Source organism: Clostridium sp. AM27-31LB, from assembly GCF_003480745.1.
GTDB classification, from domain to species: domain Bacteria; phylum Bacillota; class Clostridia; order Lachnospirales; family Lachnospiraceae; genus Butyribacter; species Butyribacter intestini.
This window is the reverse complement of record NZ_QUJS01000008.1, coordinates 69,343-86,370: the sequence shown is the minus strand read 5'-3', so window position 1 is coordinate 86,370 and position 17,028 is coordinate 69,343. Positions and strand designations below refer to the sequence as shown.

Annotated in this window: 12 protein-coding genes; 5 read left to right on the top strand and 7 right to left on the bottom strand. The window is 35.8% G+C overall.

The window, feature by feature from the left end; translation table 11 throughout:
* Positions 1 to 281: 281 nt before the first annotated feature.
* Complete coding sequence (gene gpmI / locus DW721_RS12000) at positions 282 to 1,826, bottom strand: 2,3-bisphosphoglycerate-independent phosphoglycerate mutase (RefSeq protein ID WP_022013472.1); 1,545 nt, start codon at positions 1,824 to 1,826, stop codon at positions 282 to 284.
* A 183-nt stretch (positions 1,827 to 2,009) separates the two neighbouring features.
* Entirely contained in the window at positions 2,010 to 3,161 is a 1,152-nt protein-coding gene (locus DW721_RS11995; RefSeq protein WP_118745889.1) for a DUF4300 family protein, read from the bottom strand.
* Positions 3,162 to 3,416: 255 nt separating this feature from the next.
* Here DW721_RS11995 and DW721_RS11990 point away from each other — a divergent pair, with 255 nt between their 5' ends.
* Positions 3,417 to 4,265, top strand: coding sequence for a hemerythrin family protein (locus DW721_RS11990; protein ID WP_118745888.1), 849 nt, complete (start codon positions 3,417 to 3,419; stop codon positions 4,263 to 4,265).
* A gap of 96 nt (positions 4,266 to 4,361) precedes the next feature.
* Here DW721_RS11990 and DW721_RS11985 read toward each other — a convergent pair whose 3' ends face one another.
* Both DW721_RS11985 and DW721_RS11980 read right to left on the bottom strand, forming a co-directional pair.
* Positions 4,362 to 5,522 carry a nitronate monooxygenase family protein gene (locus DW721_RS11985; RefSeq protein ID WP_118499218.1) on the bottom strand — a complete coding sequence of 387 codons (1,161 nt, stop codon included), beginning with the start codon at positions 5,520 to 5,522 and terminating at the stop codon, positions 4,362 to 4,364.
* A gap of 383 nt (positions 5,523 to 5,905) precedes the next feature.
* On the bottom strand, positions 5,906 to 7,879 hold the full coding sequence (locus DW721_RS11980) for an EAL domain-containing protein (RefSeq protein WP_182436309.1): 1,974 nt from the start codon (positions 7,877 to 7,879) through the stop codon (positions 5,906 to 5,908).
* Between the two features lie 266 nt (positions 7,880 to 8,145).
* Here DW721_RS11980 and DW721_RS11975 point away from each other — a divergent pair, with 266 nt between their 5' ends.
* On the top strand, positions 8,146 to 9,000 hold the full coding sequence (locus DW721_RS11975) for a class B sortase (protein ID WP_118745886.1): 855 nt from the start codon (positions 8,146 to 8,148) through the stop codon (positions 8,998 to 9,000).
* A complete protein-coding gene (locus DW721_RS11970) occupies positions 8,997 to 11,108 on the top strand; it encodes a collagen-binding domain-containing protein (protein WP_118745885.1) in 2,112 nt (703 codons plus the stop codon). The genes DW721_RS11975 and DW721_RS11970 overlap by 4 nt, the downstream gene beginning before the upstream one ends.
* A gap of 156 nt (positions 11,109 to 11,264) precedes the next feature.
* Here the strand turns inward: DW721_RS11970 and DW721_RS11965 are convergent, their stop codons facing one another.
* Positions 11,265 to 12,473: an NlpC/P60 family protein gene (locus tag DW721_RS11965; RefSeq protein ID WP_118745884.1), complete on the bottom strand. Its 1,209-nt coding sequence runs from the start codon at positions 12,471 to 12,473 to the stop codon at positions 11,265 to 11,267.
* A 26-nt stretch (positions 12,474 to 12,499) separates the two neighbouring features.
* Complete coding sequence (locus tag DW721_RS11960) at positions 12,500 to 12,769, bottom strand: acylphosphatase (RefSeq protein ID WP_055941362.1); 270 nt, start codon at positions 12,767 to 12,769, stop codon at positions 12,500 to 12,502.
* A 283-nt stretch (positions 12,770 to 13,052) separates the two neighbouring features.
* Between DW721_RS11960 and DW721_RS11955 the strand changes: the two genes are divergently transcribed.
* Both DW721_RS11955 and DW721_RS11950 read left to right on the top strand, forming a co-directional pair.
* The gene (locus DW721_RS11955) at positions 13,053 to 13,487 is read left to right on the top strand and encodes an Rrf2 family transcriptional regulator (RefSeq protein WP_055941359.1); all 435 of its coding nucleotides are present in this window, start codon (positions 13,053 to 13,055) and stop codon (positions 13,485 to 13,487) included.
* 170 nt (positions 13,488 to 13,657) lie between these two features.
* Entirely contained in the window at positions 13,658 to 16,480 is a 2,823-nt protein-coding gene (locus DW721_RS11950) for a leucine-rich repeat protein (RefSeq protein WP_118745883.1), read from the top strand.
* A 193-nt stretch (positions 16,481 to 16,673) separates the two neighbouring features.
* On the opposite strand, the gene trxA is transcribed toward DW721_RS11950, so the two are convergent.
* Positions 16,674 to 17,018 carry a thioredoxin gene (trxA, locus tag DW721_RS11945; protein WP_279221183.1) on the bottom strand — a complete coding sequence of 115 codons (345 nt, stop codon included), beginning with the start codon at positions 17,016 to 17,018 and terminating at the stop codon, positions 16,674 to 16,676.
* Positions 17,019 to 17,028: the final 10 nt, after the last annotated feature.

The window sequence follows — 17,028 nt, the reverse complement described above, 5'->3', positions numbered from 1 at the left end:
TCATAAACTGATTAGTACAGCAAAAAACACTGTACTAATCTAGTCTATCATAATGTTACATATATTTCAATATATTTTTTCTATTTGGTAACAGTTCAGCCATAAAAAGTAATTGGTAATACAATGAACTTGTTCATTGTATGCCAAATTCTCTTTTTATGGTAGAATAGCCTTTCATTTCTAAAATGAAATATACAAAAGCTGCATAGCAGCGACTGACAGTTTACTGGCAGGTTTATGAATGAAGAAATGAAAGGCTGAACTGTTACAACAGTTACTTACTATTTTTTTATAAGAAGTGATTTTCCGGTCATTTCTTTTGGCTGTTCAAGTCCCATAATCTCGATAAGTGTAGGTGCTATGTCTGCAAGACATCCGCCCTCTCTCAGTGTGTAAGCATCGTCATAATTTACAAGAACAAACGGAACAGGATTTGTTGTATGAGCAGTAAATGGTGCTCCTGTCTCATAATCTACCATCTGCTCTGCATTTCCGTGGTCTGCACAGATAAATAATACTCCGTCAGCTTTTTTAACTGCCTCTACTGCTGTTCCGACACACTCGTCAACTTTCTCAACTGCTGCTACCGCTGCCGGGATAACTCCTGTATGTCCGACCATGTCAGGATTTGCAAAGTTGATAACAATAACATCATATTTATCTGATGCGATAGCTTCATTAAGTCTCTCACTTACCTCAGGTGCACTCATCTCAGGCTTAAGATCATATGTAGCAACTGAAGGTGATTTTACAAGTGAACGCTCCTCACCTTTGTTTGGTTCTTCAACACCGCCGTTAAAGAAAAATGTTACATGAGCATATTTCTCTGTCTCAGCAAGACGAAGCTGTGTCATATCATGTGCTGCAAGGAACTCACCAAATGTGTTTTCAATACTCTCTTTCTCAAATGCAACAAGTTTGTTTCCAATAGTCTCATCATAATTTGTAAAGCATACAAATGTAAGAGGCATAAATCCGTTTGCTCTCTCAAACTTGTCAAAACTTTCATCACAGAAAGTGCGTGTAATCTGACGGGCACGGTCAGGTCTGAAGTTAAAGAAGATAACTGAATCGTTAGCCTTTATAGTTGCAACAGGCTTTCCGTTCTCCTCAATAACTGTTGGAACAACGAACTCATCATTTACATCCTGTGCATATGAGTCTGCTACTGCCTTAACAGCATCATCAGCCTTAACACCCTCACCCTTTACAAGTGCATTATATGCCTTTTCTACTCTGTCCCAGTTGTTATCTCTGTCCATTGCATAATAGCGTCCATGTACAGATGCAATCTTACCGACACCTATTTTGTCCATCTCTTTCTGAAGTTCCTCTACAAAGCCCTTTCCGGATGTAGGTGCTGTATCACGACCATCAAGGAAAGCATGAACATATACATTTTCAAGACCGTTTCTCTTTGCAAGTTCCAAAAGTCCATAAAGATGTGTATTGTGGCTGTGCACACCACCATCTGAGAGAAGACCAAAAAGGTGAAGATCTGAATTGTTTTTCTTTGCATTCTCAACTGCTGCAAGTAATGCTTTATTTTCAAAGAATGTTCCCTCTTCAATAGCTTTTGTAATTCGTGTAAGTTCCTGATAAATGATGCGTCCGGCACCGATGTTCATATGACCAACTTCTGAGTTACCCATCTGTCCATCTGGAAGTCCTACGCTGAGTCCGCTTGCATTTCCTTTCTGGAACGGACACTCTTTCATAAGTTTGTCCATAACAGGTGTCTTTGCCTGTGCGATAGCATTTCCCTCTGTCTTATCATTTAAACCATAACCATCAAGTACCATCAATACAACCGGTTTCTTACTCATAATCGTTATCCTTTCTTTATAAAAAATATTTTGATATAGGTTCAAAAAATTTTCCCTACATCACATTTAAAGTAGTTACATTTTTATCCGACAACAAATTATACATTATTTAATACAGGAAGTCAAAGGAAACATTTTTGCACCCTTTTGCGAAAGTTTCTCCTCTCATTTGTCACATCTGTATTATCGTACAGAATGATAACATGATAAAACATCATTATTTTCCATAATAAATGGTTTAGCTGTATCCTGTCCCCATTCCGTATCATACATTCTCATAAGATATTCATTAAGCTGCTGTTTTGATTCAAACTTAATAACCTGATATGGTGACTGGAACGAAAGTTTTTCTATAAAAATATATTTTTTATTTTTTAACGGCACAAGCACCCCTGCATGACCTATAAAAAGTTCATTCTCTTTTTTACTGAAGCTGGAATGAAAAACAACTGTTATAAGAGATGCCTTAGTCTTATCATTGGCAAGTTTAATATCATTCTTTTTTCGATATTTTTTGAAAACACTAATATGTTTATCTGTATTAGTCGAATAAACAGTATTAATACTTGAATATAATGCTTCAAACTTCTTTGTATCTTTTTTGTTATATTTCTGATAAGGTGAATTTTTCAACGCATCACTATCCATGAACAATTCAGTTGTATCCGTCTTTACATTTTTTCCTATTTTCACATAATCTTTTAAAAGATCAAATGCAGTTATACGACAATTATATCCGATAAACATATTATACTTCTTTGACCAGTACTCCGCTATTTTAGTGTCATTATACACTGGTACATTAAGACCAAGTTTTTTATATCCTTTTTTCACAAGACTGGTATTTTTAATAGTCTTATTATATTCATTCACATCTTTCAGCCACGCCTCTACATTTTTCTTTGAAACACCGGCATCAATGAGATATTTTTTCACTTCATTTTGTGTATTTAAATCAGTAAGATTTGAATATTTTCCCAGAGTATCAGTAACCGTTACTTTTAGATGTGAATTATATTTTTTTCCATCTTTTGTTATTCCAGTTACTGTAATATTGCCTGTACCATTAGAAGTTCCTGCCGTAACAGTTCCTTTTTTATCTATTTTAATTTTTTTGAAATTTTCAGTTCTGAATGTTATTTTTTTATACTGTTTTTTATTTTTTATGTTAAGTCTGAGTCTTGATTTTTGACCAAGTGTATATTTACCGCCTGTAATATTCTCGCTGCCGGCATATATCAACGGAGACTTCGTAGAAGCATTAGTATCGTTTTTTCCAAACAATAAACCAATCGACAAAATAATACACATAACAGCTATAATTCTTTTTTTCATAATTATAATCCGCCTTTCTTAAAATAATAATTATTATCAACAAGTACAATGCAGAAGTTATTCTATAGCATAAAGAAGAAAAATACAATTAAGATTTTATTACATTTAAACAAATTTAATCCATTTTTCAAATTGATATAGTAATATTTAAAATATTGTTATATAATAATGCCGTATCAAAAGACATAAACATACTCCCGGAATCTTTCAAACAAATAAATTCGAGAGTACATATAAATATTAAGGAGGTTTTTCATGTACGAATTTACTAAGGATTGTATGATTGGCATTAAAGAAATAGATGACGAACACAAGAAATTATTCGATATGATAAATGATGCCATTGCTCTTGCTGACAAAACTGAAGATGTTACATATATTGCCAAAAATCTTATTAAAGGACTTAACGATTATGCGGCTGTTCATTTTGCCCATGAAGAAGCATATATGAAAAAAATCAATGACCCTGAGCTTGACTCACAGATTAAAGAACACAAGGTTTTTACAGAAAAGGTAAATAGTTTTAAACTTGATACTTCTTCTAATGAAACTACTAAAAAATCATTAAATGATATTCTCGTTTATATCGTTCAGTGGTTATATAAACATATCTTAGGCAGCGACATTATGATTGGCAAACTTGTTGAGCACTCAGATGAAAACGAAAATGACAACCCGTTTGCCTTTACAGACAAGTATAAAACTGACATTCCACTTGTTGATGACGAACACCGCCATCTTTTTGAGATAATCGAGCAGACCAATGACCTTATTCATGAAAAACTTCTCCATGATAAATATGATGAGATTATGCGTCTTCTCGATGAACTTAAAACTTACACTGAAACTCATTTCAGTGATGAAGAAGCCCTTATGGAAAAAATATCTTATCCGGGTATTGATGCCCAAAAAAAGGCTCACGCAGCTTTTGTTGACAAGCTTGTTCATATTGATATAAACGAACTTGATGAGATTGACGAACACCAGCAGACATATTTGTTTGAACTCATAAATTATCTTTTAAACTGGCTTTCAAACCACATTTTAGCTTCAGATATGAAACTAGGTGAATACATCAAAGAAAACAACATCAGTATAGATTAAAAAGACGGCTGCCGCATCTTCACTGCGACAGCCGTTTATCTTCTGCATTTCTTAAAATTAAAAGCAACAGTTTAGTCTTTCCTTTTTTACGCTCCATCAGCTTATCATTTTATCTCTCTGTGAATATACATTCTGAATATCATGTGTTTCATTTTCATCCTGTATTTTTTTATCTGTCGGCCGGACAAGTTCTTTCATAAGTTCATGAACAGTTGTCATTTCATTTATACGCCCCACATTTGCACCGCAGAATATAAGTCCGTTATTTATGTCTCCATTTACGGCATCGACAAGTGCTTTTGTTATACAATATGGCACTTCGTTAGGATTACACTTTTTCATGCAGTTGTAACATTTGTCCACCGGCTGTTTTTCTTTTTCAACACGCTTTATAAAATCATTTCTTATCGCACGCCCCGGCATACCGACAGGACTTTTGATTATTTTTACATCATCCTCCTTTGCATCAAGATATGCCTGCTTATATTCGTCCGATGCATCGCACTCTTTTGTCGCAACAAAACGGCTCGCTATCTGTACTCCGTCTGCCCCAAGTTCAAGTGCATGGATAATGTCGTCATGGTCAAATATCCCACCGGCAACGATAACAGGTATATGTGTATTATATTTTTCACCGTACTCTTTGGTACATTCGATAATATCTTTTATCTCCTCGTCATAATCAATATTTTCAATATCTGCGAGTTCTTCATCTGAAAATCCCAGATGTCCCCCTGCCTTTGGCCCCTCTATCACAACAAAATCGGCTGTCCTGTCATATCTTCTCGCCCACATCTTAAGTATTATATCCGCCGCACGCCTTGATGAAACTATAGGTGCTATTTTGGTTTTTGCTTTTCCTATATACTCAGGAAGTTTAACCGGAAGTCCTGCTCCGCTTATTATAACATCCGCTCCGGCCGCAACTGCCTCCATAACATGCTCTTTATAATGTTTTAATGCCACCATGATATTTACACCTACAAGACCATTGCCGCACGCTATCTCTTTTGCTCTTTTTATATGTTTTCTTATGGCTAAAAGATTACAGCCTGCCTGGTCTTTCTCAAAACCATCCTCATCATATCCTATCTGTGCCGTCGATATAATACCTATTCCACCTTCTGCTGCAACTGCACCTGCAAGTTTTGAACGGCTTATGCCGACTCCCATTCCACCTTGTATGATAGGTATTTTTGCCACCATGTCTCCAATACGGAGAGCTTTCAACTTTTCTCCACACTCATATATATCCATATTAATCCTCATTTCTGCACGCGTTTTTTTCGCTTATCAATTTTGTTTGATTATCAAACTAATCTAAGTATATACCTATAATGTTTTCTTGTCAATGTTTTCTTGTATCTTTTTCTATTTTATGTAGTTTTTAAAACCATATACATTTATTCGCACAAAAAAAGTATTACATTTTGTCCTGGTGTCACACTACGCTACGAGTATTTTCCTATACACAAAAAGTACAAAACCAGCGTTTTGCAACAAGAATTGCAAAGCAATTCTTGTTGGTGTCACACTACTTTACGGACATTTTCCCATGCATTAAAAAATAACCCATATTAAACAAATGTAATTTAAAACCTAACATTGTTTAATATGGGTCATTGTTTTCTCATTAAAATCTATTTGTCTATTCCTATCTCAAATCCGATAAAATCATCTCTTGTCACATATGACTGATGAAGTTCACTTACAAAATCATGATCTCTTATCTCATTATAAAATGTTACTTCACATATCTTCCCGATAAATGACGGCTGAAAAACATCACCACCGAGCACGATACGCTTTGCATAACGGTTTCCCGGAACATTTTTCATGCTTCCGACAAGCTGTCCGTTTATGTATGCATAAGCAGTTTCAGTCTTTGCATTATAACTCACAACATAATGGGACCATTCATTCACCTGAAGTTTACATCCACTGATATCATACCAGCCATCTACTTCCTTTGAATCTCTTATTCTGAAAGATGAATGACCTTCCCACGCAATTGGAATCATGCCAAAAAAACCAGTCTCATACTTTACATATAAAGCACATCTCCAAGAATGTTCTTCTGTAGGGTATATCCACATCGAAACCATAAAACTATCACTTGACAAAATCTCATGCGGCAGTTCTATAACCTGTTCTTCCTTTGGACCTCCCGGAAATACAAGTGCCTTGCTTTCTTTAAATATACCGGTATCAAATTTCAGTTCACTAAAGCATTTTGTATCTGCCTCAAGCTTTCCATCATCCGATTTTACATTACCATTAAGCCTAAATACATAACTGGTGTCATCATTAGTTATATATTCATTCGCAAATTTGTCAAATTCATCAACCGGAAGCGGCTTTGAATAGAAATACCCCTGTGCTATCTGGCATCCGCATCTTACGATAAAATCTCTTTGTTCTTCAGTTTCTATACCCTCGGTGACAACATCCAGCTTTAAGTCTTTGCACATATTTATGACATTTCTCAAAACTTTCTTACCTCTGTCATCATCACCGGAACTGTTAAGAAATTCCTGATCTATCTTAATAATATCTACCGGCAGATCTTTAAGCAGATTAAGTGCTGAAAAACCTGAACCAAAATCATCAATAGAAACAATAAAATGTCTATCTTTCAACATTTTTACATTTCTTATCAGTTCTTCACTGTCTTTAACAAAAACACTCTCCGTAATCTCTATCTCAAGTTCACTGTGATCTATACCATATCTGTCTGCTATCTCAACAAGCATATCAGGAAATTTCTTATTGTAAAGATGCAGTCTTGACATATTGACTGACACCGGAATATGCTCATATTTTTTGCCTTTCCAACTTTTCTTTATACGACAGACTTCCTCAAACATATACATATCAAGCTTAGATATAAAACCGTTTTTTTCAAACAATGATATATATACTCCGGGTGTCCTGATACCGTCATCAGGATGATTCCATCTGGATAATGCCTCTGCTCCGGTTAATTTTGTTGATATCATGTTTACCTTTGGTTGAAGATAAGCAATAAATTCACCGTTTTTTAATGCATCGTCCATCTCGATTTCCATATTTCTGTTTCGCTGTACTTTCTTATCATTTTCCCGGAAAAATACATATCTGTTCTTTCCATCATATTTTGCTTCGTACATTGCAGAGTCACATTTATGTAAAATATCATCGAGCATGGTGCTCACTCTCTGCCTTGTAACGATTCCTATACTGAGGGATACATTAGAAAGTATGTCCTTTCTAAAATCTATGTTTTCCATCTGTCTGAGCAGAGTTTCCGCTGTACTCTTAAGCTCATCTTCCGTCATATTACCGTCAATAAGTGCAACAAACTCATCTCCTCCGATTCTCGATGTAAAACCAGAAACATTTTCTTCTATAAGCTTTGCTATACATATAAGGAGTTCATCTCCCATGCTGTGCCCATATATATCATTTACACGCTTGAAATTATCAATATCTATAAACATAGCATGAATACTATCTTTACTTTCAAGTATATCATAAAATTCATAAAGTCCGCGTCTGTTTGGAAGCCCCGTCAGATAATCATACTCCGCAAGATGACTTGACATCTTTCCAAACAGTTTCTCATTTTCTTTCATAGTCATCCTCCACCTAAAATATATATATTTATAATACAACTTTTTGACAAAATATACTACTATTTTTTTACTTTTATTTATACATTTACACACTTATCACACAAGCCATGTTTTTGTGTATTCTGACATTATCAGGTTTTAATTTAAATATCTTTCCGGATTTAAGTATATTTTTTTCCAATATAAGCCAATACTATGTCTTGTCATATCTTATCTTTTCTTTTAATAAAAATGGACTACACATTTTTATGTAAAGGAGATTTGCTTTGAAAGAAAAATTGAATATTTTTTTCTTATGTTTTTTTATTGCTGTTTTTGTTGCTGCAGCAGCAATATGGCTTGTATTTTCTTACCGTTACAGGCAACAGCTTTCAAATGAAGAACACACATATAAAGAAATCCAAAATAAACTGATAAGAGAAAACACATGGAAAGATACCGACAAAATTTCTTTTTACGATAACAGTAATGACAACTCAGAAAACACACGGAATAAGAATATTAAAAGCTCCCATGGTTTAGATATCGCAAAAATTCCTGATGTAGATTTTAATTCTCTTAAAAAACACAATAACGATATTTATGCATGGATACAAATTCCGAAACTTGGTATTTCATATCCGGTTCTCCAGCACAAACGGATAAATAATTATTACCTGACGCACAATCTTGATAAAAGTTTTGGCTATCCCGGATGCATTTTTTCAGAAACCGGCAGTAAAAAAGATTTTTCTGATGCATTAACCGTTCTATACGGGCATAATATGAAGAATGGCTCTATGTTTGGTATGCTGCACCGGTTTGATAACACTGATTTTTCTAAAGTAAAATGCTATATCAACATCATAACACCAATATCTAAAATAAGATATAAGATAGTGACTAATGCAGTCTGGGGCACTAAAAATATCCCTTCTTCTTTTAAAAATTCTAATGAGGGACTGATAAAACTTCTAAATACCGTCCGATTAAATTTATCCCACAAAAATACAATCCACTTAAAAAAAAGCATATCATCAAAAAATCAGCATATGCTTGTCTTATCAACCTGCGGTTCAAACGACAGATCACGTTTTTTTATAATCGCATTAAAACAAAATGAATGGAGGATTAAATTTTGAAACATAAGTCAAAAAAAATCATTGCACTAATAACCTGTATTTCTCTTTTGCTGATTAGCACCTGTGGTTTTATCACCAGTAAAGCTGCCGCACCTGTATATACTGATTCCGGCAAAAAATACAGCTACAAACAGTTTCTAAGTGATTACCAGTTTTTTGTCAAAGATGATCTAAAGACTTCCAACCACTTTGTAGGTGCAGCAGCCTGCGGCGGTATTGCAAACTTAAAATCTTTCGGAAACGGGGCTGTCTCACCTTCATATCTGAATTATATCAAACACATAGACGACTACAGCGGATGCTACAACAGTCATTTTCTTTCAGGTAAACCTGATTATCAGAAATTATTAAACCAGCCGGCATATTACCACGATAAATCTCTATTTGTAAAATGCCATTCTATCACTAAATATCCTGATAAAAACAGTGCTTATATAAACTTCTCTTCAGCATTTGCTTCATTAAAAAAAGAAGCTCAGGATATGGCTGAAAAACGACAACTTACTCTTACTGAGAAAAATTTAAAAAATGCACGCATAGACAATTATTTTGGAAAACTCCTTACAATACCTTTTTCATCAAAAGTCACTTCCGTATATATACCTGAAAGTATTTCAAAACAGGCTGACTGGATTCTTATTGATGGAGTTAAGGATTTAGATGAGCTTGTTTCAACGGAGCATATTATCAGCTTTGAAAAAGGTAAGCCTATTGCCCTAGGCGGCAGTTATGATTTTGTAAAATCAGGTGATAACCAAAAAGCCGTATTTATATCAACCTCCAAAGGTGATGGTAAAACATTTTATATCTCACATGATAATAAGCAAAAAAATGCATATCTTCTTGATGATGCACACGGACTTAAAAACCTTAAAAGTGCTTCAACGATTCAGTCAGGTCAAATGGATCTGTCAGGTGTAAAACTCATCTGGAACTTCCCTCAGACGCAGAAACTTGCTTTTGAATACCTTGCTGGTCATGTTCTTGCTCCAAATGCTGATATAAAAATATCAGGTGGTTGTTTTGAGGGCGGATATATAGTTGAAAAGATTTCATGCTGTGCAGCAGAAGGACATTTTTATCCTTACGGTGAAGTTCCTCGTGACCAGGGCACTCCGACTCCTGCAACATCTGCACCTACAGCAAAACCGACAATTAAACCAACGACTGCTCCGACTATTAAACCGACTGTCAAACCGACGGCTGCTCCAACTGTTACGCCGACCGTTAAACCGACGACTGCTCCAACTATTAAACCGACTGTCAAACCGACGGCTGCTCCAACTATCAAGCCAACCGTCAAACCGACAACTGCTCCGACTATCAAACCAACGACTGCTCCGACTGTTACGCCGACCGTTAAACCGACAACTGCTCCGACTGTTAAACCGACCGTCAAACCGACAACTACTCCGACTGTTAAACCGACAACTGCTCCGACTTCTGAGCCGTCTGTCAGACCAACCGTTGCCCCGTCAGCTTCGCCGTCTGTAGTTCCTCCGGCTAGTCCGTCAGCTATCGTTCCATCGGCAACACCTGATGCAACTTCATCAACCGGTCCGGCAATCACACCTTCGCCGACACCGGCTCCAACGCCGATTCCAAATCCATCGCCGGCTCCATCACCATCGAATACACCTGTTGTTCCCGGTAAGACTAACACCCAGACACCGACAGTTACACCAAGTGTAACTCCAACACTTCCTATAAACACACCGTTGCAGACTGCTCCAACACTTCCTTTAAATACACCGTCGCAGACTGCTCCACCGACAGACACTTCTGCTCCGACGGACACTCCTGTCCCAACGGACACTGATACACCGACAGACACCGATACACCAACTGACACTGATACACCAACTGACACTGATAATCCTAAAAACACACCGGCTCCAAAAGTCAAAAAGACTTCACACAACAATGATGATACAGACACTTACTCTGAGGAACCCGAACTTCCATCAGGACAAAAAGGTTCTCCTTCTACCGGAGAAAAAAATAACTCTCTGCCTTTTATCGTAACACTAGTATTATCAGGTGCAGGAATAATATTCTTTGGTGGCAGAGCATATTTAATCAGCAGAACAAAAAAGACTGATATTTAAAATCTGTTCAATGCACCCCGGCAAGCGGATATTCATAATCCACTCTGCTACCTGCACATAACAGAAATTACTTGTGTCACTCATGGTACAGAAAAGTCCCCCGCTTATTGCCCTAAGCAATAGAAGTGGGGGACTTTTCTCATAATGTTATAATATTTATTCTGAAAGATAATCATTTGCACTGTAGTAATGTGTGAAAATGTCAGTCACTTCATACACCACGCCACCTTTAGATGACGAACAATGACACCATGTTGCTTCACCTTTCTTATTTTTTCCACAATATATCCCAACATGATCTATACTTTCCTCAATATCTTTTTTATATTTTTTACGCTGTTTTTTCAGTTTCTTAAGCTGCTTATCATATTTATTAATCCTTTCAGAATAACCATTTATATCCGCCTGACATTTTTTTATTTTTTCATTGTACGATTTTATCAAAGCATTTATTTTCTCATTATTCTTTTTTTGTTGTTCAATTCTTTGCTGTTGGTCTTGTTGTTCCTTCTCCTCTGATATTTCCTCCTGCTGCTCGTCATTGTCAGATGAAATCTCTGATTCAGATATATCAATAACCTCATCTTTTTTACCATTCAGAGCAGTTATCTTATCTTTATACTCTGATATTTTATCTTTCTTTTCTTCAATCCTATCTTTTAGTTGTGTTTTTTTAGTCTTTCTTGCCTTAATCTTCTTATCAAAAGACTTTTCCTTACTCTCATTTGCATCCTGTGCCATCCCCGGCTCTGAGTAAGATTTTCCATCAGCGTCAAAATAAAGTGAACCGGTACCATTTCTTAGACCTATATCTCCCGGCTGTAGCTCATTCTTTTTTATTTTCGGCAAACCTGATATCGAAATAGTCGACCCCAGTGACTCAATCCTCTTCTTATTGTATTTTGAATAAACAAACTGGATAAATCCTGAACAATCAAGCTTCTTAGGCTGCTCTTTTCCTTTAATTTGAGCATCTGTAGGCTTTCCTCCCCAAAGATATGTAATCTTTCCTTTATATTTTTTTGCAATTTTCACAATCTCTTTTCTTGGATTTTTCTTAACTTTCTTATCCGCCGCTTTGTTTTTCTTTTGAGAATTTCCTTTATTCATACGTAATGAGACTTCCGGCTTTCTGCCAGATGCGTATGAGGTTATTGCTTCCGTCGTTGTACTTACCGCACCTGTTGTAGCATTTGCACTCTTATCTGACTTTCCTTTGTCTTCCATATTTTTATATGAAACAACCGAAACTGTTTCATTTCTTTTATTGTCAGATTTATTTAAAGTCCCGGAACCTGCTGCCGCAACTCCTGCCAACAGACAGACCCCACCTATCAAACCATATATCATAAATTTACGCTTCAATTTTCTTCCCCTTTCAATCTTTTGTATCAGTATGCAACACTAAAACCATTTTCTTTTTCGACTATATCTATACTTCGGATTTCAACATTTTGTATATCTATATATGTATCTGAGTTTAGATTAAGAAGCAATCTCTCTACCAATACATCTTCGCCCTGAACTTCCATATATACTGAACCGTCACTTTCATTGCGAACCCATCCCGTAAGACCTAATGATGATGCTGCATTTTTAGCATGGTATCTAAATCCTACACCCTGAACTTTTCCACGAAATCTTATCTGTTTTCTCACCATGTCTCTAATCACCTCACTATATGTTTTTTCATTAGCTATAATACTATCCGCTTTAGCTGAATGCGTCAAGTATTGCTGTATATAATTTATGGCTGAAACTTTTACCGGGTTTCCCATAAATTATATTGAATTACTATGAATTATAGTATATAATATATAATTAGTGTCTGTAAAGTTTTAATTTCCAAACACTATTTTTATGTTGTGATACAAGTTTCAAAACACCTTTTAAACACAACAACATATTATCAATAAACATACACAGAAATGAGGAATAAATAAAATGAAAATATCAACAAAAGGGCGATATGCTTTAAGGCTTATGATAGACATAGCACAGCACTGTAACGAAAAACCTGTAAGTATAAAAGAAGCAGCCAAAAGGCAGAATATATCAGATAAATATCTTGAACAAATAATTTCCATATTAAATAATGCCGGATATGTAAAGAGCATACGCGGACCTCATGGTGGCTATCTGTTAAAAAAAGCCCCAAAAGACTATACCGTCGGAATGATATTAAGACTCACCGAAGGTTCTTTAGCACCCGTCACCTGTGTCGAGGAAGATGCCGACAGCTGCGAACGAAAAAGCAATTGTGCTACATTTGTAGTATGGCAAAAAATGTATGATGCCATCTGCGATGTTGTCGACAATATAACACTTGAGGATCTTGTATCCTGGCATATCGAGGGTTCGGGTGATTATTGCATCTAAAATGGTGAAATTATTATTCATTTAACAAATGTATCATGTTATAATGTTTCTAAATATTGAAGCTAAAATAAACTTCACAGATATATAATCTGTGAGGTTTTATTTTTAATTTAAAACTTAAGAAATGCAAGACAAACTGTTAATTTTGAATAATAGGAGGCGATTTGAATATGAAAAAATTCTACAGACACATTTCATTTATCCTGATACTGACATTATGTATAGTACCACTTCATGCAGTATCAGTGTTTACCGGACATACTCCATTTTCAGATATGTGTATGACTGCAAAAGCTCAGACCTCGGAAAACATCATTTATCTAAAAGACGGTGAGGGCGAAGGAGGAAATGGAACACTTAACAATCCATACCTAAACATACGAACAGCTTTAAAAAATATTAAAGATGGACAAACCTTATTTCTTATTGATACTGTTCAATATACAAAATATGAAAAAGGTACGGATGGTTCTGCCCTTCCACTTATAATTAACAAAAATATTACTATTGCAGGCAATGATACTGAAAAATCCATTTTGCAGTTAAGGGCTGCCATCCAGCTCGCCGCAGATGTGACATTTAAAGATATGAGACTTCAGATAGCACCTGAAGTAATACTTGGAAAATCATCTTTAAATTATAATACCAATACAACTTCTGAAATTTTGGGAACGGAAGCTTTTAAAAGCACGGCAATCTATGTTGGAGGGCATACACTTACAATAGATAATGTAAATACAAAACTTGATTCTGAAGCACAGAGTAAAATACGCCCATATATATCCGGTGGTGCATACCGACTGAATACAGATAACAGTATTCTTGGCGGGAACACTGTCGTCAATATTATAAATGCCAATGCCGAAACAAAATTTGCCGACATATATGCGGGGGATTACTTCAAATCAAGAAATATCCCTGCAACTTTAAACCTAAGCGGCAAGTTTCTTGACTCTGTCGTTCATTGTGGCGGCTACTCTGACTCAAGTATTCTCAATAGTGATGTTGACATAAATCTTTATGCCGACAACCCTGATTCTTCAGCACAGGTATCCGGCATAACAGGATTTGATACAGCAAATCATAATGGAAAAGTAAATGTTACATTAACAAAAAATGTATTTTCATCATCAATGAGCTTAAATGACATAGACTGTCTTAAACTTGATAATAATTCAAGGATAAATTTTGACTCCTCAAATATTTTTGATGTTAAAAATGTAATCTTAGGAAATAACACAATACTAGATTTCAGACAGCTTACAGGCAATCCTGCCATAACAGAAACACTTTTATCATTAGCTCCTGCTGACGATACTCAAAAAAATGCTTCAATATTATTAAACAACAAGCAGACACTTAGAATATCAGGTAATGTGACCGGCACAACAAGATTAAATGTTGTTGACACACAAGAAATCATAAGTAACTTTAATTACGGACATACATATGTCACTTCTTCGCAGAGTTCAGATGGTACTTTCAGTATCGATGGCACAAAGGATACTTTTGCAGAACTTAAAACCGAAACAGAAGATAATATAAAAAAATGGAGCATATACAAAAAATCAGGTTCCGAGCCTGATGATACTGACTTTAAGTCTTTTGAGATAACTGACGGTCCCGACATTATATATCCTACGGAATTTTATCATGATTATAGCTATAAACTTAAATTTATAAATAAAAATGATGAGACTTACATCCCTGATTATTCAATTTTAATGCGTAACCTTGACTATCAGATAATTAAAGATGGAAAAGTCATTTTTGACAGCTCAGATAACACTGATGATAACAATACCGTATATCCTCTCATAACATTGGAAACTACTCAGTCAGATGAAAATGACGAAAATTCTTCATATGAAACAATTTTGGCTATTGAAACAGACGATGTGGCAAAATTAAAGAATATATACGGAAATTACAGTATCGTTCTAAGTTACTTTGGAAATTCCATAACAAAAAATATAAGAATTGCCGACCCCTTAGAAACTGCGGAACCTACCACAAAGCCTACACCTACACCAACTATTAAGCCAACGGCGGCTCCAACCACCGAGCCTACAAATACACCTACTACTAAGCCAACGGCAGCTCCGACTGCTGAGCCTACAAATACACCTACTACTAAACCGACGGCAGCTCCTACCACCGAGCCTACAAATACACCTACTACTAAACCGACGGCGGCTCCAACCACCGAGCCTACAAATACACCTACTACTAAGCCAACGGCAGCTCCAACCACTGAGCCTGCAAATACCTCCCAGCCACCGTCAACTCCTGTTCCGGCACCAGCTCCAACACCGGCTCCAACACCGGCTCCAACTGACAATACCGCACCAACAGCACCACCTAGTGACCCGGATGCAGCTCCGACATCAGTACCGACTAATGTGCCATCAGTCTCTCCGACTGTTATGCCGACTAACTCACCGTCAGATACTCCGACTGTTGCACCAACAAATACACCATCAGTCTCTCCGACTGTTGCACCGACAAGTACACCATCAGTCTCTCCGACTGTTGCACCAACTAAAAAATCAGCATCTGCAAAAACTAAATTTGCAGATAAAAAGAGTGGTATTTATTTTAAAATATCAAACTCGTCCAAAAAATATTTGGAATACTTATACCCCACTTCAAGCAAAACTAATATAGTCATTCCAAATACGGTAAAATATAAAAATAAATCCTATAAAGTTGTTTCTGTTGCACCTAAGGCATTTTATAACAAAAGTAAATTAAAAAAGGTGTGCATAAATGCAAATATAACAACTCTGGGAAAAGACTGCTTTGCAAAATGTAAAAAACTCAACAGTATCACCTTTAAAGGAAGTAAGCCGCCAAAAATAGGCCGAAATGCTTTTAAGAACATCAATAAAAAAGCTAAATTTTATGTTCCGAAAAAGGCTTATGCAAAATACAGAAAAACGCTCACTTCAAAAACAGGTTTTAATAAATCTATGAAAATTGTAAAGAAATAGTACATTATCACCTGCATGAGATTTTAAAACAGCAAAGCGTACCATAAATATCTTATTGATTGCAAAACCCCCTGTTATTTTCTGTTTTATAACAGTTAATAACAGGGGGCTTATTTTATTGCAATAAATAAATCATCTTACATTTTAAGCATCAACATTTTCTATATAAGCATAGCTGGCTTGCAATAAGACATTAAGAAATAAATTCTTCTATCTTGCCCTTAGTTATAAAGCCTATACTCCTATTTGCTTCCTCACCGTCTTTAAATAACACAAGTGCAGGTATGCTCTGTATTCTGTACTTCATTGCAAGGTCAGGATTTTTGTCAACATCGACATTAAAGAACTCTACATCATCTCTTTCCTCTGACAACCGTTCTACTACAGGTCCTATCATATTGCAAGGCCCACACCAGGCAGCCGAAAAATCAACTAATGCACATTTGCTTGCTAAAACTTCACTCATATCGTTATTTACTATTTTCTTAACCATATTACTCCTCATTTCTGCACACATTCTCCGTGCATAGCGTGAAATATAATATATT

Excerpts from the sequence above, each read along its gene's own strand:
- gpmI (WP_022013472.1), bottom strand. The coding sequence starts at position 1,826 with ATGAGTAAGAAACCGGTTGTATTGATGGTACTTGATGGTTATGGTTTA.
- DW721_RS11995 (WP_118745889.1), bottom strand. The coding sequence starts at position 3,161 with ATGAAAAAAAGAATTATAGCTGTTATGTGTATTATTTTGTCGATTGGT.
- DW721_RS11990 (WP_118745888.1), top strand. The coding sequence starts at position 3,417 with ATGTACGAATTTACTAAGGATTGTATGATTGGCATTAAAGAAATAGAT.
- DW721_RS11985 (WP_118499218.1), bottom strand. The coding sequence starts at position 5,522 with ATGGATATATATGAGTGTGGAGAAAAGTTGAAAGCTCTCCGTATTGGA.
- DW721_RS11980 (WP_182436309.1), bottom strand. The coding sequence starts at position 7,879 with ATGAAAGAAAATGAGAAACTGTTTGGAAAGATGTCAAGTCATCTTGCG.
- DW721_RS11960 (WP_055941362.1), bottom strand. The coding sequence starts at position 12,769 with ATGGTGAGAAAACAGATAAGATTTCGTGGAAAAGTTCAGGGTGTAGGA.
- DW721_RS11955 (WP_055941359.1), top strand. The coding sequence starts at position 13,053 with ATGAAAATATCAACAAAAGGGCGATATGCTTTAAGGCTTATGATAGAC.
- DW721_RS11950 (WP_118745883.1), top strand. The coding sequence starts at position 13,658 with ATGAAAAAATTCTACAGACACATTTCATTTATCCTGATACTGACATTA.